We start from the raw sequence: 26776 nt of genomic DNA on the forward strand, positions 1-26776 counted from the left end.
GCCTAACAAAAGCAATTAACTCTCGGTCACGCTAACGCGCCTGTACGCACGGACGGAAGGGGACAGAAGCGTGGGTTCCACATTGGCCGAATGCCGACCGCGGCTACCCGCGTCCCCTTGCGCGCCGATGCCGTTACAGTTCCTCCATGCCGGACGCCGACACCGCCCCGGAACCCACAGCCGCACTGGAGAAGATGCTGGCCCTGCTGTCGTATCTGCTCACCCGCTCCCAGGCGCACGACCAGCAGATCTCGCAGGCAGGTGTGACCGCCCGCCGCTCGGACGTGTATCTGCTGCTGGCCCTCGACAAGAGCGAGGGGGGCAGCCGGGTCGGCGATCTCGCCGACCGGCTCATGGTCGAGCCCTCCCATGTCACCCGTCAGATCGCCCGGTTGCAGGCCCAGCGGCTCGTCGAGCGCACACCCGATCCCCTCGACGGCCGCGCCCGCCGGGTGGTGATCACGGCGGAGGGGACGGCCTTGCTCTCACAGCTCCACCGGGCCAACCGCGACAGTCTCCAACGGGCCCTGCACGGCGTGGAGGAGCGCGACATCGCCACCACCGTCGATGTGCTCCAGCGGCTCGTCGACGGTTATGTCCGCAGGGTGCGTACGCAGGCGCTTCCGGAGCAGTACGAAGCCCTCAAGGAGTAGGTCCGAAGCCCCGGCTGCCCGGGAACGCCCGCGGAAGCGACGTCCGTACGTGGGGTTCGGACTTCCGGGGGCGCGCGGACGCCTATCCGAATTCGGCGGTGGTCGACGTCCTCGCCGGACCGACCGATGTCACGGTGGTGTGCCGGAAGCAGGGCAGCACCGTGACCGCTGAGGCCGTCAGGCCGACTCGTGTGGAGCCCGCCGCCGCCGTCGGCGCGGCTCCTGGTCGGGCAGCCAGCCGAAGGCCAGCGAGCTGCCGACGACACCGAGCACCAGACCGACGAAGAACCCGCCCAGGTTGGATGTGATCCAGGTGCCCAGGGCGACCAGCACACCGATGACCGAGTAGAACAGCCGCTGCCCCGGGTTCAGCAGTACCAGCAGTCCGCATACGGCCATGACCAGCGGAAGCAGATAGGCGGCGATGCCGCCCGCGCCCGCTTGCAGGACAACCGAGATCGAGGCCTGTTCGGTGAGCAGGATCTCCACTCCGCCGAGCAGCAGGAGCGTCCCGCCCCAGAAGGGCCGGCGTCCGCGCCAGGCGGTGAAGGCGCGCAGCGGATGGCGGCCCCCGGCCGGGACAGCGGCCCCGGCCGGGGGGTCCGGTTCGAGGGGAGCCACCCTCAGCAGCCCTTCGAGCGGAAGCTGAGATGAAGGTTGGGCAGCCGGAACTTGGCAGCGGTGGTCGCCCAGTTGGTCTGGCGCAGATGGGTGATGGTGACCGTGTCGGCCTGCTGGCCGAAGACACCGAGCGGACCCTTGACGCCCGCCTTGGTGAAGGTGCTCGCGTCCCCGCCGATCTCGATGTTGTCGAAGTCCGCCCGATCGCCCGTCAGGACCGTCGAGTCGGTGGTGAGATCGGTCGCGGACACGGGAGTGCCCTTGTCGCCCGCGGTGATGTGCAGATAGGTGCCGCCGATCTCGACGCTCTGGCAGAGCTTGGTGAGTTCGGCCTTCTTGATGGCGGAGACCACCACCAACACCTGGCCTCCGGTGTCGCCGGCGTTGGGGCTGCCCTCCGCCATGTTGTCGATGCCGCCGAACTGCTCGAAGCCCTGGCCCTCCAGGCGGTCGGCCGTGACGGTGAAGGGCATGCCGGAGATGGCGAACTGAGCGGCGATGGCGCCCTGCGCCGTGAGGATCACGAGGGTGGCGGCCGCGGCGATCGCCGGTACACCCATGAGAGCGGCGCGGCGCAGCCGCACTCTCCCCCGCCGTTCGGCTCTCTCTGGCGGTTCCCCGCCGGTGATTTCGGACGTGGCCATGAGCTGCTCCTGAGGGTGTGATGACCGGAACGAGCTTGCGTGGCGATGTCCTGGCGCGGACGGCTCCCGGCGCCGATGGGTTTCCCCGGGCGACGGCGCGGCCATGGGAGTCGACCCGGAAAGTTACTCCCAGGTATCCACCCGGTCAACCATCTTGTGAAAATTGGGTGTTGATCGCGTATGGGCCTGCTCCCAGTCCGGTGCGCGCCGGACGGGCCGCTCGGGCTCGCGACCGGCGCGTGCCCCCGGCACCACCGCTGACGTCTGGGTACCGTGGGTAACATTCATCGCCGACTTCCCCCTTGAGGCCTTGACTCCGTGCACCGGACAGGTTTACAACGCTCTTGGGTTTCCTTCTGTGCCGCGCTCGTTCGCGGCGCGGTGCGGGTCCGTGGCGCCGGTCCCGTACCGCAACCGTTCACCCCCCATACACCCTCCGGCGCTGCCCCCGCGGGCACCGCCCTCCCACACCATTCTTCCGCTCCATCCCGCCGCTCCAGCGTTCCCTTGAGGAGCGGCTGCCGCACAGCCGGTCGCCTCTCTCGCCGGCCGTGACCACGCGCCTGGCCGAGCCGCCACAGCGCGTTCGCACAACCTCATCCCACCGCTCGCGAAAGGGACTTCGCATGGGCACTCGCACGGGCTTACGACGTACCGTTCTCGCCACCGCGGGCGTCGGCGCAGCCGTCGCCCTCCTCGCCACCGCAACAGCCTCCGCCACCGGTACGGCGTCCACCGCCGGTGCCGCCGCCGGCAATGTGCTCACCTACGGCAGCGCGGCCGGCCCCGCCGTCGCGGTCGGGGACGTCTTCACCTCCTCGCTCAGCAGCGGCGCGAGCGTCGCGATCCGCACCACGGCCGGCGGATCCACCGGAATCACCTGCACGGTTTCGCAGTTCACCGCGACCGTCACCGGCAATCCGGCCGCACCGGGGACCGCCACCGAGTCGCTGACGGCGCACACCTTCGGCGGCTGCACATCAAACATTCTGGGTACCACCGGGGTTCAGAGCATCACGGTCGACCGGCTGCCCTACAACACGACCGTCACCTCCGGGGGGCCGCTCACCGTGGGCGCCGGTGCGGCGGGCGCGGTACAGACAACCGTCAAGCTGAACACCCTGCTCGGACTGACGACCTGCGTCTACACCTCCACGGGGCTGAGCGGCGCCACGTCCAACACCGACAACTCCATCACCTTCACCAACCAGTTGTTCAGCAGGTCGTCGGGGCCGGCCACCTGCCCGGGCTCCAGCTACTTCTCCGCCAAGTACGGCCCGGTCAGGGACACGAGCCAGTCCGGCAGCCCCTCCGTCTTCGTCAACTGACCTGCGGCGAGGACACGTTGAGGAACTGACGGACGGACACACCGATGCCCCTGCGACCACGCTCGCACGGGCATCAGCCGCTGACCGCGCCCCGGCTCGGGCCGGTCCCGACTCGGGCCGGTCCCGACTCGGGCCGGTCCCGACTCGGGCGGGACTCCGGCTCAGGCCTTCTTCCGGGCGACGCCTCCGTACATGGCGATGTCACGGTCGTCGATGTCCTCCTGGTCGGCGTCCGGCCGCCAGTGGTGGACCTGGGTGACGCCCGGCTCGACCAGTTCGAGACCGTCGAAGAACGCCTCGGCCTCGGCCTGCGTGCGCAGTTGCATGGGCATACCGCGGCGCGCGTACTCGGCGGCGACGCGGCCCACCTCCTGCGGGGCGAAGTCGGCGGTGCCGATGGTCATGGCCAGGAAGCTGCCCGCGGGCAGCGGGTCCAGCAGGCGCTGGACGAGGCCGTGGTCGTCGTCGGTGTCGAGGATGAAGTGCAGAATGCCGATGATCAGCAGCCCCACCGGCTCGCGCAGATCGAGGAGCTCCTGGAACTGGGGCGAGCCGAGGATCGCGTCGGGGTCACGCATATCGGCGTCGACATAGGCGGTGCGGCCCTCGGGGGAACTGGTCAAAAGCGCCCGCGCGTGCGCGAGCACGATCGGGTCATTGTCCACGTAGACGATGCTCGCGTCGGGGCGGACCTCCTGGACGACCTCGTGCACATTGGGCGAAGTGGGCAGGCCGGTGCCGATGTCGAGGAACTGCCGGATGCCCTTCTCCCGCGCGAGATACCGGGCCGCGCGGTGCATGAACTCCCGGTTGGCCCGCATGTGCACCGGCAGCGCCCGCCACTCGCGGCACATCGCGTCTCCGGCTTCCTTGTCCACCGGGTAGTTGTCTTTCCCGCCCAGGATGTAGTCGTAGACGCGGGCCGAATGCGCCTCGCCCGTGTTGATCCGCCGTACTGGATTCTCCTGCTGCGCCATCTTCACTCCAGGTCCCGATCGAAGCTTTGGCCAGGAGTCTAGGCATGCGGATATCTCAAGATCACGTCACTCGCGTACATGAAAGGTTTCAACAGGCCCTTCAGGGAAGCTAGAGCAACGCCAACCACCCCGTCAATAGAGGGAACTTGTCGCTCTCGCGGCTTCGCCATGGCCGTCACAGAACCCTTGACAGTTCACAGGCGCCTCCCTACTTTCCCAAAAGTGAAACGATTCACCGTCGAGTCGTAACGGAGTCGCATTGTGATCAGCAGAAGACGACTGCTCGGTACGTCCGCCACCACCCTGGGAACAGCGCTTGTCGCCGGGACCGTTCCGGCCGCCGCAGCCGATCCGTCCATGGCACCGGCCACCGGGCCGGGCGCCGGGGCGGGCGCGCGCGTCACCGAACCGACCGTCGAGTACGTGCGCCATCCGCTCGGCCTCGACACTCCACGCCCCAGGCTGAGTTGGCCCGTCGTGTCCGACCGGCCCGGACAGCGGCAGAGCGCGTATCAGATACGGGTCGCCACCTCTCCGGAACGTCTCGCGACACCCGACATCTGGGACAGCGGGCGGATCACCTCCACACAATCGGTCCTGGTCCCGTACGCGGGACCGGAGTTGAAGGCACGTACCCGCTACCACTGGACGGTACGGGTGTGGGACGCCGACGGAAGGGCGTCGGGATGGAGCGCGCCCTCCTGGTGGGAGACCGGGCTCACCGACGCCTCCGACTGGTCGGCACGCTGGATCACCGCGCCTGCCGCGCTTGTCGGCGCGCCCGCGCTGGACGGCGCCTCCTGGATCTGGTTCCCCGAGGGGGATCCGGCCAGCAGCGCCCCGGCGGCGACCCGCTGGTTCCGCGGCCGGGCCGTGATACCTGCCGGTGTCGTCCGCGCCCGGCTGGTCATCACCGCCGACGACGGCTTCACCGCCTCGGTGAACGGCGTCGATGTCGCGCACACCGAGGCGAACGGCCCCGCCGAGAACTGGAAACGACCCGTCGTCGTCGATGTGACCGGCCAACTGCGTACCGGCGCCAATGTGATCGCCGTCTCCGCCACCAACGCGACCACCGGGCCCGCGGGTCTGCTCGGTCTGCTGGAACTGACGACAGCGCACGGCACCACCGCCTTCGTCACCGACGGCAGCTGGCGGTCCACCGACCGGGAGCCCTCGGGCGACTGGGGGACCGTCGACTACGACGACACCGCGTGGCCCGCCGCCAAGACGCTCGCCGCGTGGGGCTCCGGCCCCTGGGGCGCGGTGCGGGTCTCCTACTCCCCCGCCGCGCAGCTGCGCCACGAGTTCCGGCTGCGGGGCGGGGCGAAGGTCGCGCGCGCCCGGCTCTACTCCACGGCCCTCGGACTGTACGAGGCCCATCTCAACGGCGAGCGGATCGGCGAGGACCGGCTCGCGCCCGGCTGGACCGACTACCACCAGCGCGTCCAGTACCAGACGTACGACGTGACCCGGCTGCTCAGATCCGGTACCAACGCCCTCGGGGCGACGGTCGCGGCCGGCTGGTACGCGGGGAACATCGCCTGGTTCGGCCCGCACCAGTATGGCGAACGGCCCGCCCTGCTGGCACAGTTGGAGATCACCTACACGGACGGCACCACCGAGCGGGTGCTGTCGGACACCGACTGGCGCGCCGCGACCGGGCCCGTGACCGGCGCCGATCTGATGGCGGGCGAGGCGTACGACGCCCGGCTGGAGACCGACGGCTGGACACGCCCCGGATTCGACGCGACCGGCTGGGTTTCCGCGGAAGCCGTCGACGAGGTCGGCGCGGCGCTCGTGGCGGAGGTGGACGGTCCCTCGCGAGTGGCGGGTGAACTGCCCGCGAAGAAGGTGACGGAGCCCCGGCCCGGCGTCTTCGTCTTCGATCTCGGCCAGAACATGGTCGGCGCGGCCCGGCTGACCGTCTCCGGCGCCGCCGGCACCACCGTACGGCTGCGCCACGCCGAGGTGCTCAACCCCGACGGCACGATCTACACGGACAATCTGCGCACCGCGCGCGCCACCGACACCTACACCCTCAGGGGAGGGGGCCAGGAGACCTACGAGCCGCGCTTCACCTTCCACGGCTTCCGCTATGTGGAGGTGACGGGCTATCCGGGGAAGCCGGGGCCCGGGGCGGTCGTGGGGCGGGTCATCCACACCTCGGCGCCGTTCACCATGGATTTCAGAACGAACGTCCCGATGCTCAACCAGCTGCACAGCAATATCACTTGGGGCCAGCGCGGCAATTTCGTCTCCATACCCACCGACACGCCCGCCCGCGACGAACGGCTCGGCTGGACCGGCGACATCAATGTCTTCGCGCCCACCGCCGCGTACACCATGGAATCGGCGCGCTTCCTCACCAAGTGGCTGGGGGATCTGCGTGACGCGCAGGAGGACAACGGCGCCCTCACCCATGTCGCCCCCGATCTCGCCGGGGTCGGCAGCGGCGCGGCGGGCTGGGGAGACGCGGGGGTCACCGTGCCCTGGGCGCTCTACCAGGCGTACGGGGACGTGCGGGTGCTGGAGCAGTCCTGGGCCTCCATGCTGAGGTGGCTCGACTATCTGGAGGCACACAGCAGCGGTTATCTGCGCCCCGCCGACGGGTTCGGCGACTGGCTCAACATCCAGGACGAGACGCCCAAGGACGTCATCGGCACGGCCTACTTCGCGCACAGCGCCGACCTCGTCGCCAGGGTCGCCGAGGTCCTCGGCAAGGACCCGGCGCCGTACGCCGCGCTGTTCCGCGCCGTACGCGACGCCTTCCGCGCGGCGTATGTCTCCGCGGGCGGACGGGTGAAGGGGGATACGCAGACCGCGTACGTCCTGGCCCTGTCGATGGATCTGCTGGCCGACGGCGACCGCGGACCCGCCGCCGACCGGCTCGTCGAGCTCATCAGGGCCAAGGACTGGCATCTGTCGACGGGCTTCCTCGGCACCCCGCGACTGCTGCCGGTCCTCACCGCCACCGGTCACAACGATGTCGCCTACCGGCTGTTGACGCGCCGGACGTTCCCGAGTTGGGGCTACCAGATCGACCAGGGCGCCACGACGATGTGGGAGCGGTGGGACTCCATCAGGCCGGACGGCAGTTTCCAGGACGCCGGGATGAACTCCTTCAACCACTACGCGTACGGCTCGGTGGGCGAGTGGATGTACGCGAACATCGTCGGCATCGCCCCGGGTGGCCCGGGGTTCCGGGAGATCGTCGTACGGCCGCGGCCCGGTGGCGGGGTCACGGAGGCCGAGGGGCGCTACGACTCGCTCTACGGCCCGATCAGCACACACTGGACGAAGGACTCCGACGGCTTCCGGCTCACCGTCTCCCTGCCCGCCAACACCACCGCCGAGGTGTGGATCCCCGAGGGCGCCGGGGGCGGCGCGGCCCCCACGACCGGCAAGGGCCGGGCGGACGTACGGCACGCAACCGCCACGTTCCTGCGACGGGAGGACGGCTGCGCCGTGTTCGCCGCCGGTTCGGGGAGGCATCACTTCACCGGCTGAGCGGGCCGACGGAGCCACCACCGACGGAACCACCACCGACAGGGCCGCGAACGGAAGGTACCGGGGCGTGGCGTCCGGGCGGGGCGGGGCGTCAGCGCGTCCCGTCCCACCGGACATGGCCGTCGAGCAGGTAGGCGGCGCAGTCGCGCGCCAGCTCCAGCAGCGGGCGCCTGGCCGGAGCGGGGCCCGGCGGCGAAGCCTGGAGCGCGACGCCCAGCGCGCGGACATCGTCCGGGGTCAGCGCGGCGATCGGCAGCTTGAGCGCGGCCGACGGATGCCGCAGATCGTGGACGACGGTGGAGTCGGCGGAGGGCTGTCGCAAAGACGCGTCGCCGCGCGCCCGGCCCGTACGAGCCGCCCGGACGATGTATCTGCCGTCGGGCGACGCGGTGATCCACTGGCCCGCCCCGGCGAGGGCGGCGGGCACGGGTACGGCCGAAAGGTCCGTCCTGTCGAAGAAGTACGGCCGGCCCTCCTGCGCGGCCCAGCCGCCGACCACCCGCCAGGCGGGCACGGAGAACAGCTCCGACAACGGCGGCGCGTCCGTTCTGGCCACGGGCAGAAGGCGCCCGCCCGCCGGCTCCCACATCCAGAGCCCGCCCCGGGCGCCGGAGGTGATCAGCCGCCTCGGGCCCGCGAAGGCCAGGGCCACGATGTCGCCGTGCGGGCCGGGCACGGTGACTCCCGCGAGCAGCGTCGACAGTCGTGCGTCGGTCACGACGAGGCGGGCCCGGTCACCGAACGCCAGAGCGCCACCCGCGGGGCCCACGGCGAGCAGATCACCGCGCGTGAGCCCGAAGGGGAGGAGCGCGGTCCGCTCGACGGGTCCGGCCGCGGTCCCGGTCAGCGCGACGGGCGCCGTCCGCAGCCCGACGACGAAACCGTGCGCGGTGGCCACGGTGCGCCCGCCGGTCAACTCCGCACCGTCGGCGAGGATCTGAGTGTCCTCGGGGGTGTACCGGACGAGTTCGACGCCGGGGGCGCCGGTACGGCGGAGCGCGATCAGCTCGCGGGGGCCCGGGCAACTGACCGACTCGTGCTCCCGCGTACCGGAGTACACCCACGAGAGCCCGGTTCCGGGGAGTCCGGCGAGGGCGAGACGCTGCCCGTCGCCCCCGCCGACCGTGGAGGTCCGCAGTGCCATGGCTCCCCCGCCCGGTGCGAAGGACACCTGGCCCGCATGGGCGATCGGCGTCGGGAACACCCGGCCGAGGTCGTTCCAGGCTTCCGCGGTGACCCGGTCGGCCGTCCCCGGGTCCTGCGCCGCCAGACGCTCCGCGAGGGCCCTGCCGTACTGGTCGGGCGGGCTCCAGCGCCCGAGGCGCAGCCGGCGCGCGGCCCGTACGGCGTCCGCGACCGGCACCGAACACGTCAGCGCCCACAGGGCGGGCCAGGCCCTGGTACGGGCGAGCCGTGCCGCGGCCCTGTCGATCTCCTTCGACGCGGCCCAGGGCAACCGCGCGCCCGTCATGATCACGCCCACCCCCGTGGCACAGCCTGTGACGAGTCTGACATGCCGGACAGGGATGGGGAAGCGTCCGGCCGGACCGTCGAGCGGATCGCCGGCGACACTCCCACGGGCGACGCGCCCTTAGACTGACCGTTGCCGAAACGGGCACCGGCTCCGTGCGAACTCGAAGGGAAGGACCTGATGGAAGGGGACCCGGAGAGACGGGCACCCGACAGCCGACTCGATGAATTCCTTTATGTGGTCGGGAAGTTGGCATGGCGGCCGGACGCCGGACTGCAAGGCGTGGTCGACTGGCTCCACCGCCAGCTGGGCAGGGAGATCGCGCTCGTCGACGGCGCGGGCGCCGTGGAGCTGTCCACCCCGCGCTTCCCCGAGGAGGCCCTCGGCCCGCTCGGGCCGATGCTCACCCGGCTGGCCACTGGCCACATGGCCTCGGCCGCCACGGAGATCGGGGCGGTGCACCTGCGGCTGGAGGCGGTCGGGACCGAGTCGCCGCGCCGGGTACTGGTGCTCGCCGGGCCCGCCGGACTGAGCCCCCGGGCGTCGTCCCTCGCGTCGCACACCGGAAGCGTCATCAGCATCCTGGACCGAGCGCGCACCGCCGACACGGCGCTCCACGGGTACCAGGAGAAGGCGCACCAGCTGCGTGTGGCCCTCTTCATGGCGCTGATGGCCGGGGATACGGTGCTGGCCCGCCGGATGACGACCGGGGCCGTACCCGCGCTGCTGGACTGCGACCGCGTCCGGGTCCATCTGCTGCGCTGCCCGCCGGAGGACCGGGACCGGCTCGCGCGGGCCCACCAGGACTCCTCGGGCTACCACGGCCGGGGTCTGATGGTGCGCTGTCCCGTCTATGACGAGCATCTGATCTGTCTGATCGCCGAGGACGACGGAACGGAGGACGGCGATGGGCGGGGACCCGGCGCGCCGGGCGGTCCGGGAGCTCCGGGCGGTCTGGGCGCGGCGCTGCGTGAGCTGGTCGGGCAGTGTCCGCGTTACGCGCTGGGGATCAGCGCCGCGCATCCGCTCCGCGCGACGGCCGAGGCATACGAACAGGCCAGGCACGCCCTGGCGGTGGCGGGCAACGCCCCCGGCAGAGTGGCCGGTTACCGGGGCCGGGAGCCGCTGGAACGGCTGCTGCCGCGCGACGCCGCCGTCGGCTGGGCCCGTTCCTTTCTCCGGCCACTGCGCCCGCTGCCCGCGCTCACCATCGAGACGACCCGGCTGGCGATGCACTTCCCGCGATCCGGTGTGGCCGATCTGCTGGGCATCAGCCGCAACACCGTCACCGCCCATCTCCGTCGCGCCGAGGACGCGCTCGGTGCGGACCTCCGAGACGTCCGCTCCCGCGCCACCGTCGCGCTGGCCCTCGCCATCACCGGCCTGCACCAGGACGCCGAACCGGTCGGCGGGGGCCCGGACGTCCCCGGCGGGGAGGCGCTGTTCCGCGCACCGGCCGCCACCACATGGGCCGAGGGTTTCCTCGAACCGCTCGAAGGCGCCGGCCATCGCCGCGTGCGGACCACACTGCGTACCTGGATCGAGACGAACACCGACGCGCAGCGGACCGCTCGGAGTCTCGGCAACAGCCGTACGACTGTCGCGGCCCATCTGCGTACCGCGGAGCGCCTGCTCAACCGGGATCTGCTGACGACCGGTTCCGGCGTCCACGATCTCGTGTACGCCTTCGGTCTGCTGGGGGAGATCCCGCTCGCCCCCGACCGTGCGCCATGACCAGAACGCCGTCCTCCCGACCGCGCACGGCGCACGATCCGCGCGTCGCTCCGTGCGTCGTGCACACCCGCACCGGCGGGTTCGGGCACCGTGACCAGTGACCGGGGCTGTCATCCGTCCGTGCGAGGCGATCCAATGCGGTGTGTCGAGTTCGGCCACCCCGCATCGGGGGACGGGGTGGCCGAATCCCGGCGGAATCCAGGGCGCGCGGGATCGAACACACCTGTCAGGGACGCGGGGCGATCTCGCGTCCGCCGTCCACGACGGTGATCGCCATCGCCGGGCACGAGTCGGCCGCGTCGAGCACGGCCTCATGGGGATCGACGCTTCCGGCCAGGGGCCGGGACCGGTCGCCCTCCAGGGTGAAGTGGTCGGGCGCCATCCCCGCGCACATCCCCGACCCCATACAGCGTTCTCCGTCGACGCGCAGCTGCCAGGCCATCGGTCACCACCCGATCGGCATCGTGCGCGGGCCACGAACGATCATCTGCTGCTTCCAGACGATGTCGCCCGCCAGCCGCAGACCGGGCAGCCGGGTCAGCAGCGCGCGCAGCGCCTCCTGGAGTTCCACCCTGGCCAGTGGCGCGCCGAGACAGTGGTGGACACCGTGTCCGAAGCCCAGATGCTGGTTGCCCTCGCGCTCGATGTCCAGCACGCCCGGTGCACTGAACCTGAGCGCGTCCCGGTTGGCCGCGCCCACCGCGACCAGCACCGGCTCCCCCGCCTGTACGAGTGTGCCGCCGACCTCGATGTCCTCGGTGGCGTATCGGGGGAACGCCGCGCCCGCGCCGAGCGGTACGAAGCGCAGCAATTCCTCGACGGCGCCCGGGATCAGCGCGGGCTCCTCGCTCAACCGCCGCAGCTGGTCCGGGTGTTCGAGCAGGGCGTAGACGAAGTTGGGGATCTGCGTCGCCGTGGTCTCGTGGCCGGCGACCAGGATGCCGACGCACAGATCGACGAGTTCCGGTTCGGAGAGCCGGTCGTCGACATCGCGCGCCTCGATCAGCGCGGACATGAGATCGTCGGCGGGCTCCTCCCGGTGCCGGGCGATCAGACCGGCCATGTACGCGCGCAGCTCGTCGCTCTTGGCGGTGAACTCCTCGGGGGTGAGCCCGCTGGTGGACAGCGCGGCGTCGCTCCACTCGCGGAACCGCGGGCGGTCCTCCACCGGTACACCGAGCAGCTGGCAGATCACGGCGACCGGGATCGGCAGCGCGAAGTTCTCGACAAGATCCACGGGCGGCCCGGCGGCGATCAGATCGTCCACGAGCCCGTCGGCGAGCCGGCTGATGTCGGGCCGCATCTTCTCGACCCGGTGGACGGTGAACGCCTTGGCCACCAGGGTGCGCAGCCGGGAGTGGTCCGGTGGGTCCATGCTGAGGATGCCGCCGGGTCGCTGTCTCGCCCACTGCCGGGGAGCGTCGTGCCCGTCCTCCGCCGCGCGGCTGAACCGGCGGTCGCCCAGGACGAGCCGGGCGTCGGCGTAGCGGGTGGCGAGCCAGGCCGGCTCCCCGTACGGCAGTTTGACCCTCAGCAGCCCGGGGAGCTCACGGGCGTCGGCGTACGCGTCGGACAGCGCGATCCCGTCGGTCCGGTTGAAGGGGTAGCCGACGGGTCCGGCCGGTGCGTCCTGTACATCGGTCATCGAAGAGCCCCGATCGCGAGTCGTTGACGCGGCTCGTTTCGCGCACGGGTCGGCCCCTATGCGAGCCGCGGAATGTAAGCGCTCGATTACAAACGGTAGGAGGGGCGTCGGGTCCCGTCAACCGGGCCTCACGGCCGGTGGATTCGGCCCGTCCCGGCATTACCGTGTCCGGTGCACGGAGTACGGGAGGTGCGACATGGCCCAGCAGGGGCCCGAGCGACGGCGCAATGCCGCTGGTACGAGACAGGCGCTGCTCGACGCCGCCACCACGCTCTTCGCCGAGCGCGGTTTCGACAGCACCACGGTGCGGGACATCGCCGGCCTGGCCGAGGCGAATCAGGCGCTGGTCTTCCGCTACTTCGGCTCGAAAGAGGCGCTCTTCGAGGAGGTCATGGCGGAGGTGGGCCGGGACCAGCTGGCCACCACGCCCGCGGAACACCTGCTCGCCACGGTGCTGCGTGATCTTCTCGCGCCCGCCGCCGACCGGGACCCGTCCCTGGAGGCGTTCCTGCGGTCGGGGGGCAACGGCGGGGTGGTCTCGGCGGTGCGCGAGCAGCTGGGCGAGGAGTACGCGCGGGTGCTGCGCACACTGACCGCCCGCCCGGACGCGGCGCTGCGCGCGGATCTCGTGCTGGCCTGGCTGCTGGGCATCGGTCTGCTGCGGGTGGTGGCACCGAAGGAGCCGCTGTCGACGGCGGATGCCACCGAGGTGACCACACTGGTGCTGGGCGCGGTGAGCACCCTGCTGGAACGGATCGACCCGGCCCCGGCACCCGCGCGGGCTCCGGTCACCGCGCCCAGACCGGCCGCCGTTCCCGGCCCGTCCCCCGCTCCGGCCCCCGGGCGTCAGCCGCAGGGGACCTGAGCGGGTCCTTCCCCGGACCTCCCCGAGGAGGCCGGCGGCTCAGGCGCCTCAGATGCGCCAGCCGCGGATCTGGTCCGCCGCCTGGTAGACACTGGCCTTGCCCGACTGGATGGCACGTACGAGTTCGACGAGAGCCCCGTACGGCGGATCGATCCCCTCGCCGGAGGCGTGCATATACGCGGCGGCGACCTGGCAGGCGTACAGGCTGTTGCGGTACGGCAGGGGCTCCAGGCGCACCAGGGTGTGGATGAGCGCCGCCGCGCGCCAGGCCACATCGGGTTCGCTGGTCGCCGGGCGCGGGATGCGGGTCTTGTGCCGGGCCACGGCGGCGACCAGCGCCGAGTAGTCGGCCACCGAGACATCTTCCGGAACGGCCTGTTCCTGTACGTCCAGGAGCCAGGCCACGTCGATGTACAGCACCGGCATCAGGCGGCTTCCGCCCTCCTGTCGTGGCGCGCTGGTGGGACCTCGTTGGCGAAGGCCTCGTCGAACTCGCCCCGGTGCTGTTCGCCCCAGCTGACGGCGTAGCGGACGAACTGGAGACGCTGCTGCTCACGGAGGGGCAGGTCATGGACGTACTGCTTGAGCGACTTGCCCTCGGCGGCGGCCGCCGCGCGGACCGCTTCCAGCTCGTCGTCGGTGAAGCTGATATTGAGTGACGGCATAGCCGTACGGTACCTAATTGGTACCGAACAGGGAAGCGGCGGATCCACGGGGCCGGCGGCCGCCGTGCTCGATGGCGGCCGAGGGTCGCTCTCAGTGCTCCCGGTAGAACTCGGCCAGGGCGTGGAACGCGGCCTTGGGCTCCCAGGGCATGTCCGGATAGGTGTCCCCGCAGCGGTTCTCCAGGACCTTCACGATGCCGTAGCTGGCGAGGTCGAGGTCGTCGCGGGGGTCGCCGTCGGGGCGGTGCACATGGTCGTAGAGCGCGAAGATGAACACGAAGGCGCTGTCGACACCTTCCGCCTCGAAGACCTCCAGCAGCTCGCGCAGATACGCGGCCTGGCCGGCTTCGTCGCGTTCGTACTCCCCCTTCAGCCGAACCGGTCCGGTCTTCTTGTCGTACTCGACGATCTCCAGGCCGCGAGCGCCCATGTCGCCCGCGCCCCGGAAGCAGGAGGCGCCGAACTCGGTGATCGCGACCGGCTTTCCCTGCCCGACGAGGTCACGGACACCCTCGGCGAACCGGTCGGCCATCTCGACCGTCCGGTAGAGGTCCAGGGAGACGATGTCGAAGAGCGTCCAGTCGACGCGCTCCAGCGGTACGGAGGCGTAGGTGATCCTGCCGCCGAAGCGCTCACGGACAAGGGCCGCGGCCTTGCCGAGGAAGTCGTTGACACGCGTGCCGACCTCGCCGATCAGCTCACGTATCCGGTCCGGCACGGTCAGCTGCCCGACCCGTTCGTCGAGGGAGTCGCCGGGCAGGAACCCCTTGTTCATCAGGCTCATCTCGGCTCCGGTGACGAACACCACCTCGCAGCCGCGCCGCCTGAGCCGTTCCGCCCGCTCGGCACAGTCGGCGAACAGCGACAGCATCTCGTCGGTGGTGAGCTCCAGCGGATACGGCGAGAACCAGACCTCCAGCCCCAGGGCGGCGGCGAAGCCCGCGGCGAGCTCCAACCGGCCCGGGTCACCGCCGGTCACCCGGACCGCGTCGCAGTGCAGATCGTCACGGATGACGCGCAGCTCGCGCTCGACCACCTCCGGGTCGAAGCGCTCACGGGAGATCACACCTTCGCGGATGAATCCGGTGTCGTACGTGATGCCTTTGGCACGCATGCGCGATGCCCTCTCCATCAGAGAATATTAGGTACTGGACGTACCTTACTTGCATGTGGCCCAGGATCAAGTCCACAGTTGAGGGGAACGGTCGGTACCGAATCACGGACAGAGGGCATGACGGACGATCCGACGAAGCGGCCGGGTGCCGCGGGGACACGGCGCCGCGGCGCCGTACTGGAAGAGGCGATCCTGCGCGCAGCGGCCGACGAACTCATCGAGTCCGGTTACGCGGGACTGACCATGGACCAGGTCGCGCGACGCGCCGGCACCAACAAGAACGCGATCTACCGCCGCTGGCCCAACCGCCTCGCGCTCGGCATCGCGGCCTACCGGCAGCTGACCACAACACTCCAGCCTCCCGACACCGGTGATCTGCGCGACGACGTCCTCGAACTGCTCCACCGGGCGAACCGGCACTGGAGTTCCCCGCTCGGCATGGTCCTGCGCGAGCTGATGTCCGCGGCCGGCGGCGCGACGGAGTTCGTCGCGCAGTTGCCCGAGCAGTCCACCGACGCCGTGGCCGCGTCCTGGCTGACCGTGCTGGGGCGGGCGATCGCACGGGGCGAGGCCTCCCCCGAAGCGCTCCATCCACGGGTCGCCACCGTGGCCGTCGTCCTGCTCAGAAACGAGTTCGTGGTGCGCGGGGTCCCCACCGCACCCGACGAGGTCATCGTCGAGATCGTCGACGAGGTCTACCTCCCGCTGGTCCGGCAGCGCGGTGCGACACACCTTCGTGAGCGGCCCATCTGACGATCTCGCCGGAGAGCCCGCCACCTGTGCGGTGGCGGGCTCGACGATGGCCGGGGTCGGTCGCGGGTCAGTCGCCGGTGTTGGTCGCCCAAACAGGCTTGTTGGACTTGTTGTAGACGACGACATTGCCGTCGTCCTGGACGGCGAGGTAACGGCCCTTGTGCCAGGTCCCGGCGGCCCAGAGGGCCTTGCCGGCCTTGTTGTAGACGACAAGGTTGCCGTCCTCCTGCATGACGAGGCGGTCGGCGTTGGGGTAGACGTTCGGGGCCTGCCAGGCGGCGCGGTTGTCCTTGTAGAGGACGACGTTGCCGTCGCTCTGGACGCGCAGAATGGCACGGCCGTTGCCGGAGGTCCACGCCTGGTTCTTGCCGAGGGTGGCGGTCGGGTAGAAGTGGGAGTCGCTTCGCAGGGCCTCTTGGGGCCCCGCGCTCCAGGCGGTGCGGCCGCTGTCGACGGCGTCGGCGGCGGGAGCGGCGGCCAGAATGGGCAGGGCTGCGAGGGCGAGCGCGGGAAGGCCGCGCCACACGAGGTTCTTGATCACAACACCGGATTAAGGCAGTTCGCCTGTCCGCGAAGACAGCCCACTGGCCGCGAACTCACCCGGACGGTCCAGCGAATTCATCGGCGAAACGACACTCCCGGGTCAGGCTCGTGTCAGAACCAGCCCGGGACGACGAACACACCCCAGGTCACGACCGGCACCACCGCGGCCATGGCGAGGCCCCACACCATGAGGCCTCGGAAGACCGTGTCCCTGCGCTCCTCGGGCGAGTTGGCGACCACCAGGGCGCCACTGGTCGAGAACGGCGAGGAGTCCACCACCGAGGCCGAGATCGCCAGCGCGACGATCAGCCCGACCGTGCCGACCTGACCGCCCAGCAGGAAGGGGACCGCCAGCGGGATCAGCGCGCCCAGGATGCCCGTGGTGGAGGCGAAGGCGGAGACGACGGCCCCGATGAGACAGATGAGCAGGGCTCCCAGCAACGGGGTACGGACCGAGGCGACCCCTTCGCCGAGGTAGTCGATGGTGCCGATCCGCTCCATCAGGCTGACGAACGTGACGATGCCGCAGACGAGCAGGACCGTCGACCACGCGCACTTGTCCACCGCTCCCTTCGCCGACTCCGGTGAGACGAGGGAGAGGACGACGGTCACGGTGAGAGCCATCAGCCCGACGTTGAGGTCGAAGAAGAGGGATCCGACGACCAGGCTGAGCAGACCGAGGAGGGTGAGCACACGGGCGCGGTCGAGGGTGAGCGGTTGCTCCTCGGCGGTGGCCCGGTCGTCGGCGACCGCGACGGCCAGAGCGCCGCCGCCCGCCGGCGCCACCGCCGTGGCCGACACCGAGGACCCGGAGGACAACGCCGTGGTGACCGTACGGCCACCACCACCGGTCGCGCCGCCGCCGCCTTCGCCTCCCACACTGTCACCGTCTCCCGGCTTCGCGGCCAGGGCGCCCGTGCCGCCGTCCACCGGCTCCCGCCGCCCCAGCAGTGTGCGACCACCGAACAGGAAGAACACGAAGAGGCTGAGCGCGACATTGAAGAGGAAGGAGCAGAGGAACAACAGCGCCGGATTTCCGGGCAGGTTGTTCCGTGACATCACTCCATTGGTGATGCTGCCGAACACACTGATGGGCGAGAAGCCTCCCGCGCTGGCGCCGTTGATGATGAACAGCCCCATCAGAAGCGGATTGATCCGGTAGCGCTTCGCGAATCCCAGGCCGATCGGCGCGACGAGCGCGACGGCCGCCGGGACCACCGCGCCGACGGCGGTCAGCACGGCGGTGACCAGGAACATGATCCACGGGATGAGCGCGATCCGGCCACGCACCACTCTCATGGACCCGTGGACAAGCCAGGTCACCGTGCCGTTGTTCTTCGCGATCGCGAAGAGGAAGGTCACACCGACCAGCACCACGAACAGATCCCCGGGGAACCCCGCAAAGATGTCGTCCGCCGTTTCGTGCACGAATACGGTTCCCACCACAAACGCGACCACGATGGCCAGTGCGCCCATATGTACCGAGAAAACAGTGGCGACCGTGAATATCAGTACGAGACCGATGAGGGAGATGACGTGATCTGACACAAGGCTTCCTCGCCTTCAGTCCGGCTCCATTTATTCCGCAATACGGAATCCCGTTTCCGCAGTGGGAAGTATGGAAGCGGCACCAGAAGGCGTCAAGAGTCGTGCGCTGACGAACCGTCACCCCCCGCAGGAGTGCCCGCGCCCCCCAGCGCGGAGCCGACCGCCGCCGCGGCCTCCCGCACCAACAGGCCGTAGGTGGCACGGTCTTCGCTGGTCAGACGGCTGGTGGGGACATTGACACTGATGCTCGCGACCGGCTGCCCCGAGCCGCCGATGACGGCCGCCGCGACCGCCGAGACATCCGTGCGCCATTCACCGCCGTTCGTCGCGTAACCACGCTTCCGGATCTCGGCCAGCTCGGCGAGCAGCAGCTCCGGATCGGTGATCGTGGTGGTGGTGAAACCGGACAGCCCCCCGGCGAGATGCCGGCCGACGACCTCGGCGGGGCTCGCGGCCAGCACGGCCTTGCCGTTGGCCGAGGCGTGCAGCGGCAGGACCTGGCCCAACGGCAGGATGATCCGCACCGGTTGGGCCGTCTCCAGCCGTTCGATGAGCACGACCTTGCCGCCCTCGGGCACCGCCAGATGGACCGTCTCGTCGGTGCGGCGACGCAGGTCCTCCATCACCGGTACGGCGACATCACGCAGCCCCAGTTCGCCGGTGGCATGCCGGCCGACGTGCAGCGCCTTGGTGGTGACCACCCATCGGGTGGGGGCACCGCCCGCCGGGCGGATCCATCCCGCGGTGTGCAGGGTGACCAGCGCGCGTTGCACGGAACTCTTCGGGAGTTCCATCGCCCGCGCCAGGTCCGCGACCCCGACCGGCTGGCGCGCGGCCACCTCCTCCAGCGCCCTGAGCGCGTTGAGGACGTTCTGCATCCATTGACTCCTTCGACAACCGAACCCTATGCTCCGCCGTGCCATCACACGATACGCCGTGCCGTCTTACGGCACAACCCTTGAGGGGAGCCGCTCGCATGACCTCCCGTACCGGCCGCCACTTCCTCCAGATCCCGGGCCCGACCAACGTCCCCGACCAGGTGCTCCGTGCCATGTCCGGGCCCACGATCGACCACCGAGGCCCCGAGTTCGGAGCCCTGACCCTGCGTCTGCTCGAAGCGATCAAGCCGGTGTTCGGCACCGAGGGCCCGGTGGTGATCTATCCCGCCTCCGGGACCGGCGCCTGGGAAGCCGCGCTGGTCAACACCCTGAGCCCGGGCGACCGGGTGCTCTGTTTCGAGACCGGCCACTTCGCCACGCTCTGGCGGGACATGGCCCTGAGCCTCGGTCTTGAGGTGGAATTCGTGCCCGGGGACTGGCGCCACGGCACCGACCCCGAGGTCGTGGCCCAGCGGCTGGCGGCGGACCTCACCCACTCGATCAAGGCGGTCTGTGTCGTCCACAACGAGACCTCGACCGGTGTGACCAGCCGTATCGCCGAGATACGGCAGGCGATCGACGCCTCCGGTCACCCGGCGCTGCTGCTCGTCGACACGATCTCCTCACTCGGCTCGATCGACTACCGCCATGACGAATGGGGCGTCGATGTCACGGTGGCGGGATCGCAGAAGGGGCTCATGCTGCCCCCGGGCCTCAGTTTCAACGCCGTCAGCCACAAGGCGCTCACCGCCGCCCGCACCGCCCGGCTGACCAAGTCCTTCTGGGACTGGGGCCCCGTCATCGAGGCCAACCGGCGCGGATACTTCCCGTACACCCCGGCGACGAACCTCCTCTACGCGCTGGAGGAAGCCCTTCGTATGCTCGCCGACGAGGGGCTGGACGCGGTCTTCGCCCGGCATGCCCGGCACGCCGCGGCGACCCGGGCCGCCGTCCGGGGCTGGGGACTTGAGGTGCTGTGCGCCGACGAACGCGAGCACTCGGGGTCACTGACCGCGGTGCTCATGCCCACCGGTCACGACGCCGACAAGGTCCGCGAGATCATCCTCGACCGGTTCGACATGTCCCTCGGCGCGGGCCTCGGCAAGCTCAGCGGCCGGGTCTTCCGGATCGGGCATCTGGGCCACTTCAACGACCTCACCCTGGCCGGGACGCTCGCCGGGGTGCAGATGGGCCTCGAACTCGCCGGTGTACCCATCAGTCCGCGCGGTCTGGGAGACGCCCTCGACGTGCTGCGTTCCCGCTGACGGTCCGAACCATGTGGAGCGAGTGAACATGACAATGATCAACTCGGACGCCCCCGCGATCGGCGGTGCGGCGGCAGAGGACCTGGCACACCGCCTGCGGCGGGAGCTCGACGGTGATGTGGGGTTCGACGACTACACCCGGCATCTGTTCTCGCGGGACGCGAGCATGTACGCGATCACCCCGGTGGGTGTGGTCTTCCCCCGTCACGCCGATGATGTGCGCGCGGCGGTGGCGGCGGCCGGGGAGTACGGCATACCGCTGGTGCCGCGCGGGGCCGGGACCAGTCTGGCCGGCCAGACCGTGGGCCCGGGGCTCGTCCTGGATCTGTCGCGGTACATGAACCGCGTCCTGGAGATCGACGACGGCCGCCGCACGGCGCTCGTGCAGGCGGGGGTGGTCCAGGACCAGCTGAACAGGGCGGCCGGGCCACTGGGGCTGATGTTCGGTCCCGACACCTCCACCAGCAACCGGGCCACCGTCGGGGGGATGATCGGCAACAACTCGGCGGGCAGCGGCTCACTGCGCTACGGCATGACCATCGACCATGTCCGGGAGCTCGATGTCGTCCTCTCCGACGCGAGCCGGGCGCTGCTGGCGCCGGTCGACGAGGCGGAACGCGCGCGCCGGGCGGCGCTGCCGACCCTGGAGGGAAGCCTCTACCAGCGGCTGCCAGGGATCGTGCGTGCCAACTCCGAGGCCATCGCGGAGGGTTTCCCGGAGTTCTGGCGCCGGGCGTGCGGCTATCGGCTGGACCGGATGGCCCGCCCGGACACCCCGTTCGACCTGGCCAAGTTTGTCGTCGGCTCGGAGGGCACGCTCGTCATCGCCACCGAGGCGCTGGTCGATCTGGTACCCAAACCGCGCCACACCATGATCGCCGTCGGTCACTTCACCAGCACGGCCGCCGCCATCGAGGCCACCGAGGACGCGCTGGCCTGCGACCCGGCCGCGGTCGAGCTGATGGACCGTACGATCCTGGACCTGTCCCGGCAGAAGATCGAGTACGCCTCGCTGAGCACCATCCTCGAAGGCGACCCCGACGCGCTGCTCTTCGTCAGCTTCACCGGGAACGACAAGCGGGAACTGCTCGCCGGCATGGAGCGCCTGACCAAGCTCTGGGCCCGGCACGGCCACGGCTATCACACCCTCCAGGCCATCACCCCGGACCAGCAGTCCTCCCTGCTGAAGGTCCGTAAGTCCAGCCTCGGTCTGCTGATGGCCGCCGGCGAGGGCACCCGCCGGCCGCTGGCCTTCGTGGAGGACACGGCCGTCGATCCGGTCCATCTCCCCCAGTACACCAAGCGTTTCAAGGAGGTGCTCGACCGGCACGGGCTGACGGCGGGCTTCTACGGCCACTGCTCGGTCGGCTGTCTGCACATCCGTCCGTTCGTGGATCTGACCGACCCCGGACAGGTCGACACCATGCGCGCGGTGGCCGAGGAGATCAAGGACCTGGTCACGGAGTACGGCGGCGTCAACTCCAGTGAGCACGGCGACGGTCTGGCCAGGAGCGAGTTCAACCGGGAGATCTTCGGCGACCGGCTGTACGAGGCGATGCGCCAGGTCAAGCAGGTCTTCGACCCGGACAACCGGATGAACCCCGGCAAGATCGTGGACGCGCCCTCGATGACGGACAACCTCCGCGACCGGGCGCTGCCCCCCGCCGAGCCGCTGCGTACCCGCCTCTCCTTCGAGGTGGTGGGCGGTATGCGGGGCGCCGCGGACCGGTGCATGAACATCGGGTTGTGCCGCAAGAGCGGTACGGGCGCCATGTGTCCCTCGTACATGGCCACCCGCAATGAGGAGGACTCCACTCGCGGCCGGGCCAACGCCCTGGTCAAGGCGCTCTCGGAACCCGATCCCGGTAAGGCGCTCGGGGACGAGCGGCTGCACGAGATCCTTGATCTGTGCCTCATGTGCAAGGCGTGCAAGAGCGAGTGCCCGCTCGGTGTCGACATGGCCACACTCAAGGCCGAGTCGCTGTCGCACCATCACGATCTGCACGGGGTACCGCTGCGGTCCCGTATCTTCGGCTCGATCCGGCTGCTGAACCGGCTCGGTTCGGTGGCGGCGCCGCTGTCCAATCTGCCGGGGCGGCTGCGTCCGCTGCGGCTGCTGCTCGACCGCTGGCCGGGCATCGCGTCCGAGCGCCCGCTGCCGGTGTTCGTACGGCGCAATCTGGTGCGGTGGTTCCGCAAGCACGCGCGTGGCGCCGCCGCGTCGGGCCGTCCGGCGGCCACCCAGGGCACGCTGACGTTCCTCGCCGACTCCTTCACCACCTTCACCGAGCCGGACATCGGCCGCTCCGCCATCGAGCTGCTGGAGCTGGCGGGCTGGCAGGTCCGGCTGGAGAGCCGGGGCTGCTGCGGCCGGTCCAGTCTCTCCAAGGGGCTGGTCGACGACGCCAAGGACAAGGCGTTCGCGCTCGCCCATCTGCTCACCGAGACAACGGAACCCGGCTCACCGATCGTGGGCTGCGAGCCGTCCTGTCTGATGACGCTGCGCGACGAGCACCGGGCGCTGCTGCCGAACGACTCGGCCGTCAAGGACATCTCGGGGCGGGTGCGTCAGGTGGAGGAGTTGCTGGTCGAGGCGGTGGACGACGGCCGGCTGCGGCTGCGTGAGGACTCCTGGCTCGCCGGCCGCAAACTGCTCTACCACGGGCACTGCCACCAGAAGGCGGAGGTCGGCACCGCCGCGACGATGAGCCTGCTCAACCGTATCCCCGGGGTGCGGGTGTCCGAACTGGACGCCGGATGCTGTGGGATGGCGGGGTCCTTCGGCTTCGAGTCCGAGCACTACGAGGTGTCCATGACCGTCGGTCAGGACCGGCTCTTTCCGGCTGTCGAGGCGGAGCCGCCGGAGACCGTGGTGGTGGCGACGGGGGTCTCCTGCCGCCAGCAGATCTTCCACGGCACGCGCCGCGACGCGTGGCATCCCGTCCAGTTGCTGAGGGAGGCGGTGGAGCTCACCGCTCCGTCCTCCGGACGCTGAGCCCCGTATGTGCTGTCCCCTATATACGGGTGTCCCGTATATACGGGCGGCCTCCCCGGCGCGGGTGCGCCGGGGAGGCCGGGTGAGCGGTGGCGGACGTCGTCAGCGCTTGATCTCCTTGATCCGCAGCATGCGTGTGATGACCTTGTCCAGCTCGTCGTCCTCGAAGACCTTCTTCCAGTCGTCCTTGACGATCGACTCGCGGCCGTAGTCCATGGCGATCAGACAGGCGTCGGAGAACGGGTTGTCGCCCTTGAGGGTGTTGGCCAGCGCGACCTGGGTGTGGCCCAGGAGCATCGCGCGGGCGGCCTTCTCGGGAACGCCGACCGTGTGGACGGTCTCGTGCAGCGCCTCGGTGAGCAGCGCCCCCACCATGCAGGCGATGGTCTCGACCAGGGTCGGCTCCAGGACGGCGAGCTGCTTGACCGTCACCCAGTGCACATCGACGACCGGCGCGTACATGGTGCGGATCACGGACTCGGCCAGCTCCTGGACGGCCGGGTCCGGGCCCTCGAAGGAGGCGACGACCTCCTGTGGCGCGGCGATCCCGCCGAAGGTGTCCGCGTACTCCTCCTTGGTGGTGCGCTCCAGGAAGACGGACGGGTGGCAGGGGTGGGCGACGGCGTTGTGCACATCGTCGCGGCGGGTGAGCAGACCCGCGTAGGCGGCGGCCGGGTCGAGGGTGAGCAGCACGGAGCCGGGCCTCATCAGCGGGACGAGCTGCTCGGAGACGGTGCCGAGCACGACGTCCGGCACGGCCAGGATGAGCACGTCCGCCTGGGCGGCGGCCTCGGCGGAGTCGGTCAGTTCCCGGCCGAGGCTCCGGATCAGTTCCTGGCCCTGGGGGGAGTTCTCGGCGAACAGCACCCGGAAGTCGCTCGTGACGAGGTTGTCGGAGACGCGCCTGCCCATCTTTCCGGCGGCACCGATGACGGCGACGGTCTTGTTCTCGATGGCCATTACTCGCTCCTCTGAAGTGTGCTGATGCAGTGCCGGGTCCACCGGTCCTCGATCCGGGCGGTGGTCTCGAATCCGTCGTCCTGCCACGGAAGCCAGTGCTCCACGATCTGATTGATCCCGCGCTGATCGGGCCGTACGGTCGCGGTCATATGGGCGTGGTCGAGCTGTCCCTCGCCCAGCGGACAGCCCGCGTAGGTGAAGCCGACCCAGCCGTCCCGCCGGGTGAAGGCGAAGTCCTTGACATGGATGTTGACGACATGGGGAGCCGTCGCCTCGACGACGTCCCTGGGGTGTTCCAGCCGCGCCACGCAGTTGCCCGGATCGAGCACGACCCCCAGGTGGGGATCGTCGACCGCGCGGATGACGGTGAGGAGGTCGTCGGTGGAGACCTGCTCGTAGGTCTCCAGGCCGAGCGTGATGCCCCGGTCCGCGTAGGCGGGGACGCTCGCGCGCAGCAGCGCGGTCGCCTCGGCGGTGTCCGGCCGGTGATCGGCGGTGTTCATCATCGAGCGGACGAGCGTGACGTCCAGCGTGCCCGCCAGTTCGAGATAGCGCGCGAGGTGGTCCCGCCCGATACCGCGGGTGCCCAGTTCCAGGGTGATGCCCAGGTCCTCGGCGGTGGCGCGGATGTCGGCGAGCCGGGCGGCGTCGAAGGTCTCGATCAGCGGGTAGTCACAGATCTGGAAGACATCGCCGCCCAGTTCACGGGTGTTGACGAGCATCCGCTCGATGGTGAGGGGCTTCGGCGCGCGGGACGAGAGGCGCCAGAAGTACGCGTAGGTGCTGAGTCCGTATGCCATCAGCCGCCCGCCTTCGCCGTGCGGTCGCTCATCTCGTCGAGGATCCGCTCGACGGCGTCCGGGTCGTGGGCGAAACGCCCGAGGAACAGTCCGTCGACGCCCTCTCCGAGGTCCCCGAGGAGTCCGGGGCCGGCGCTTCCGCCGTAGATCACCCGGCTGCCCTCGTAGCCGGGGCGCGCCGCCAGCCAGGAGGTCAGGGCCGCGCAGACGGTGGTGATGTGTTCCGGGGAGGCGGGCCGCGGTGCGCCGATCGCCCACTGCGGTTCATAGGCGACGACGATCTCGCCGGCGTCGCCGCCGTCGTGCTGGGCGGTGGCCAGGATCCGAGCCAGCTCGGCGACGGTACGGTCGGCCGCCTCGGCGGGTCCGGCCGGGTCCAGTTCGCCGACGCAGAGCACGGGTGTGAGGCGGTTGCGCAGGGCGGCGGCGGTCTTGGCCGCGACGACGGTGTCCCCTTCGCCGAAGAGCCGGCGCCGTTCGGCGTGGCCGACCTCCGCGTAGGAGCAGCCGATCTCCTTGAGATACGGACCGGAGACCTCGCCGGTGAAGGGGCCCCGGTCGTCGGTGGCGAGATCCTGCGCGCCGACGCGGACGCCCGTACCGGCGAGGAGTGAGCGCAGCGGGACGATCGCCGGGAAGGCCGGCAGGACGAACAGCTCGGTGCGGCCCTCGGTGACGGCCGGGTGCCGGGCGGCGATGTCGCCGACGCGGCGGGCCCAGTTGAGGGTTTCGTGATGTCCGAAGTACATCTTCAGACTCACCCCGAGCAGGGTGGTGGCGGACATCAGGCGGCGGCTTCCTCGTCGGTCGCTTCGTGGGTCGCGTCGTCGGTCTCGTCGTCGGTCTCGTAGTTCTTCATCAGCTGGACCTTGGCGGCGGAGGCGGAGGACTCGTCGAAGCGGTATGTCAGCCACTCTCCGGCCAGCCGGCGGGCCAGCTCCAGGCCGACGACGCGCTGGCCGAAGGTGAGGACCTGCGCGTTGTTGGAGAGGACCGCGCGCTCGACGGAGAACGAGTCATGGGCGGTGACGGCGCGGATGCCCTTGACCTTGTTGGCGGCGATCGCCACCCCGAGGCCGGTGCCGCAGACGAGCAGCGCGCGGTCGGCCTCGCCGCGCGCGACCAGTTCGGCGGCGGCGATGGCGATCGTCGGGTACGCGGTGTGTCCGTCGGCGTCCACACCGACATCGGTGACGGTGGCGACCAGATCGCTCCGCTGGAGGTCCCTCTTCAGTGTTTCCTTGTAGTCGAAGCCGGCGTCGTCCGAGCCGACGACGATCCGCAGCTTGTCGCTCATGGGGGTGTTGCTCCTCGGTGGGTGGGGGTCAGTGCGGGGCGAGTACGCCGTGCACGGCGCGGACGATCAGGGCAAGGGAGTGGGCGCCGGCGTCCGGGGTCCCGAGGGACCGTTCGACATGCGGCCTGGCCCGTCCGACACGGGGGACGAGACCGGCGGTGGCCTTCGCCGCGTCCTCCGCGGCGGTCGCGGCGCGGTGCCAGGCGTCGGGGAGCGCCGCGCCGGCGGCGACGGCTTCGGCGAGGACGTCGGCGAACGGTACGAGAACGTCCACCATCGTCTTGTCGCCGACCTCGGCGCCGCCGAGCCGGCGTACCGCGGCGGATGCCTCGGACACGCCGTGTGCCACGGCCGGGGCGGTGGGCGCTTCGGTGTCGCCGAGCGCGGCGCCGACCGCGTGGAGCAGTACGCCCCACAGCGCGCCGGATGTGCCGCCGGCCCGGTCCGCCCAGGCGTCGGCGGCGGCGCCGAGCGCCGTCCCCGCGCCCGCGCCGGCCTCGGCCGCGCGGA

25 protein-coding genes are annotated in these 26776 nt (G+C 70.5%); 8 read left to right on the top strand and 17 right to left on the bottom strand.

Annotated features, from left to right (window positions below; all coding sequences use genetic code 11):
• Positions 1–146 precede the first annotated feature (146 nt).
• Positions 147–653, top strand: a complete 507-nt coding sequence (locus M1203_RS33595; protein WP_249953634.1) for a MarR family winged helix-turn-helix transcriptional regulator — start codon at positions 147–149, stop codon at positions 651–653.
• A gap of 177 nt (positions 654–830) precedes the next feature.
• Here M1203_RS33595 and M1203_RS33600 read toward each other — a convergent pair whose 3' ends face one another.
• Complete coding sequence (locus M1203_RS33600) at positions 831–1274, bottom strand: DUF6114 domain-containing protein (protein WP_374404632.1); 444 nt, start codon at positions 1272–1274, stop codon at positions 831–833.
• A gap of 2 nt (positions 1275–1276) precedes the next feature.
• The gene (locus M1203_RS33605; RefSeq protein WP_249953635.1) at positions 1277–1918 is read right to left on the bottom strand and encodes a DUF6230 family protein; all 642 of its coding nucleotides are present in this window, start codon (positions 1916–1918) and stop codon (positions 1277–1279) included.
• Positions 1919–2544: 626 nt separating this feature from the next.
• Between M1203_RS33605 and M1203_RS33610 the strand changes: the two genes are divergently transcribed.
• Positions 2545–3246: a Tat pathway signal sequence domain protein gene (locus tag M1203_RS33610; protein WP_249953636.1), complete on the top strand. Its 702-nt coding sequence runs from the start codon at positions 2545–2547 to the stop codon at positions 3244–3246.
• A 161-nt stretch (positions 3247–3407) separates the two neighbouring features.
• On the opposite strand, the gene M1203_RS33615 is transcribed toward M1203_RS33610, so the two are convergent.
• A complete protein-coding gene (locus tag M1203_RS33615; protein ID WP_249953637.1) occupies positions 3408–4223 on the bottom strand; it encodes an SAM-dependent methyltransferase in 816 nt (271 codons plus the stop codon).
• A gap of 261 nt (positions 4224–4484) precedes the next feature.
• On the opposite strand from M1203_RS33615, the gene M1203_RS33620 reads away from it, so the two are divergent.
• Entirely contained in the window at positions 4485–7733 is a 3249-nt protein-coding gene (locus tag M1203_RS33620; protein ID WP_249953638.1) for an alpha-L-rhamnosidase, read from the top strand.
• Positions 7734–7824: 91 nt separating this feature from the next.
• On the opposite strand, the gene M1203_RS33625 is transcribed toward M1203_RS33620, so the two are convergent.
• The gene (locus M1203_RS33625; RefSeq protein WP_249953639.1) at positions 7825–9204 is read right to left on the bottom strand and encodes a hypothetical protein; all 1380 of its coding nucleotides are present in this window, start codon (positions 9202–9204) and stop codon (positions 7825–7827) included.
• Positions 9205–9384: 180 nt separating this feature from the next.
• On the opposite strand from M1203_RS33625, the gene M1203_RS33630 reads away from it, so the two are divergent.
• Positions 9385–10938, top strand: coding sequence for a helix-turn-helix domain-containing protein (locus M1203_RS33630; protein WP_249953640.1), 1554 nt, complete (start codon positions 9385–9387; stop codon positions 10936–10938).
• Between the two features lie 226 nt (positions 10939–11164).
• On the opposite strand, the gene M1203_RS33635 is transcribed toward M1203_RS33630, so the two are convergent.
• The gene (locus tag M1203_RS33635) at positions 11165–11380 is read right to left on the bottom strand and encodes a ferredoxin (RefSeq protein WP_249953641.1); all 216 of its coding nucleotides are present in this window, start codon (positions 11378–11380) and stop codon (positions 11165–11167) included.
• A 3-nt stretch (positions 11381–11383) separates the two neighbouring features.
• Positions 11384–12583, bottom strand: a complete 1200-nt coding sequence (locus tag M1203_RS33640; RefSeq protein WP_249953642.1) for a cytochrome P450 — start codon at positions 12581–12583, stop codon at positions 11384–11386.
• Positions 12584–12779: 196 nt separating this feature from the next.
• Here M1203_RS33640 and M1203_RS33645 point away from each other — a divergent pair, with 196 nt between their 5' ends.
• Complete coding sequence (locus tag M1203_RS33645) at positions 12780–13448, top strand: TetR family transcriptional regulator (protein WP_249953643.1); 669 nt, start codon at positions 12780–12782, stop codon at positions 13446–13448.
• Between the two features lie 48 nt (positions 13449–13496).
• Here the strand turns inward: M1203_RS33645 and M1203_RS33650 are convergent, their stop codons facing one another.
• From M1203_RS33650 to M1203_RS33660, 3 genes are all read right to left on the bottom strand, one after another.
• A complete protein-coding gene (locus tag M1203_RS33650) occupies positions 13497–13874 on the bottom strand; it encodes a toxin Doc (protein WP_249953644.1) in 378 nt (125 codons plus the stop codon).
• Positions 13874–14113: a hypothetical protein gene (locus M1203_RS33655; RefSeq protein ID WP_249953645.1), complete on the bottom strand. Its 240-nt coding sequence runs from the start codon at positions 14111–14113 to the stop codon at positions 13874–13876. The genes M1203_RS33650 and M1203_RS33655 overlap by 1 nt, the downstream gene beginning before the upstream one ends.
• Before the next feature lie 91 nt (positions 14114–14204).
• Complete coding sequence (locus M1203_RS33660) at positions 14205–15227, bottom strand: hypothetical protein (RefSeq protein WP_249953663.1); 1023 nt, start codon at positions 15225–15227, stop codon at positions 14205–14207.
• 117 nt (positions 15228–15344) lie between these two features.
• Between M1203_RS33660 and M1203_RS33665 the strand changes: the two genes are divergently transcribed.
• A complete protein-coding gene (locus M1203_RS33665; RefSeq protein ID WP_249953646.1) occupies positions 15345–15980 on the top strand; it encodes a TetR/AcrR family transcriptional regulator in 636 nt (211 codons plus the stop codon).
• Positions 15981–16047: 67 nt separating this feature from the next.
• Here the strand turns inward: M1203_RS33665 and M1203_RS33670 are convergent, their stop codons facing one another.
• The 3 genes from M1203_RS33670 to M1203_RS33680 all read right to left on the bottom strand — a co-directional run bounded on the left by M1203_RS33670 (position 16048) and on the right by M1203_RS33680 (position 18949).
• Positions 16048–16521 carry a hypothetical protein gene (locus M1203_RS33670; RefSeq protein WP_249953647.1) on the bottom strand — a complete coding sequence of 158 codons (474 nt, stop codon included), beginning with the start codon at positions 16519–16521 and terminating at the stop codon, positions 16048–16050.
• A gap of 113 nt (positions 16522–16634) precedes the next feature.
• Positions 16635–18071 (bottom strand): SLC13 family permease, encoded by a 1437-nt coding sequence (locus tag M1203_RS33675; RefSeq protein WP_249953648.1) that lies wholly within the window; start codon positions 18069–18071, stop codon positions 16635–16637.
• 92 nt (positions 18072–18163) lie between these two features.
• Complete coding sequence (locus M1203_RS33680; protein WP_249953649.1) at positions 18164–18949, bottom strand: IclR family transcriptional regulator; 786 nt, start codon at positions 18947–18949, stop codon at positions 18164–18166.
• A gap of 98 nt (positions 18950–19047) precedes the next feature.
• Here M1203_RS33680 and M1203_RS33685 point away from each other — a divergent pair, with 98 nt between their 5' ends.
• Positions 19048–20214, top strand: coding sequence for an alanine--glyoxylate aminotransferase family protein (locus tag M1203_RS33685; RefSeq protein WP_249953650.1), 1167 nt, complete (start codon positions 19048–19050; stop codon positions 20212–20214).
• 28 nt (positions 20215–20242) lie between these two features.
• Positions 20243–23209, top strand: coding sequence for an FAD-binding and (Fe-S)-binding domain-containing protein (locus M1203_RS33690; RefSeq protein WP_249953651.1), 2967 nt, complete (start codon positions 20243–20245; stop codon positions 23207–23209).
• Between the two features lie 102 nt (positions 23210–23311).
• On the opposite strand, the gene M1203_RS33695 is transcribed toward M1203_RS33690, so the two are convergent.
• The 5 genes from M1203_RS33695 to M1203_RS33715 form a co-directional block, all read right to left on the bottom strand.
• The gene (locus M1203_RS33695) at positions 23312–24169 is read right to left on the bottom strand and encodes a phosphogluconate dehydrogenase C-terminal domain-containing protein (protein ID WP_249953652.1); all 858 of its coding nucleotides are present in this window, start codon (positions 24167–24169) and stop codon (positions 23312–23314) included.
• Positions 24169–24969 (bottom strand): sugar phosphate isomerase/epimerase, encoded by an 801-nt coding sequence (locus M1203_RS33700; RefSeq protein WP_249953653.1) that lies wholly within the window; start codon positions 24967–24969, stop codon positions 24169–24171. The genes M1203_RS33695 and M1203_RS33700 overlap by 1 nt, the downstream gene beginning before the upstream one ends.
• Positions 24969–25754, bottom strand: a complete 786-nt coding sequence (locus tag M1203_RS33705) for a triose-phosphate isomerase family protein (RefSeq protein WP_249953654.1) — start codon at positions 25752–25754, stop codon at positions 24969–24971. The genes M1203_RS33700 and M1203_RS33705 overlap by 1 nt, the downstream gene beginning before the upstream one ends.
• The gene (locus M1203_RS33710; RefSeq protein ID WP_249953655.1) at positions 25754–26266 is read right to left on the bottom strand and encodes a ribose-5-phosphate isomerase; all 513 of its coding nucleotides are present in this window, start codon (positions 26264–26266) and stop codon (positions 25754–25756) included. Before M1203_RS33710 ends, M1203_RS33705 begins: the two co-directional genes overlap by 1 nt.
• Positions 26267–26294: 28 nt before the next feature.
• Positions 26295–26776: DAK2 domain-containing protein (locus M1203_RS33715; RefSeq protein WP_249953656.1), on the bottom strand; the 482-nt coding region annotated here is incomplete at its 5' end.

It is taken from the genome of Streptomyces sp. 35G-GA-8 (assembly GCF_023534745.1).
Classification (GTDB): domain Bacteria; phylum Actinomycetota; class Actinomycetes; order Streptomycetales; family Streptomycetaceae; genus Streptomyces.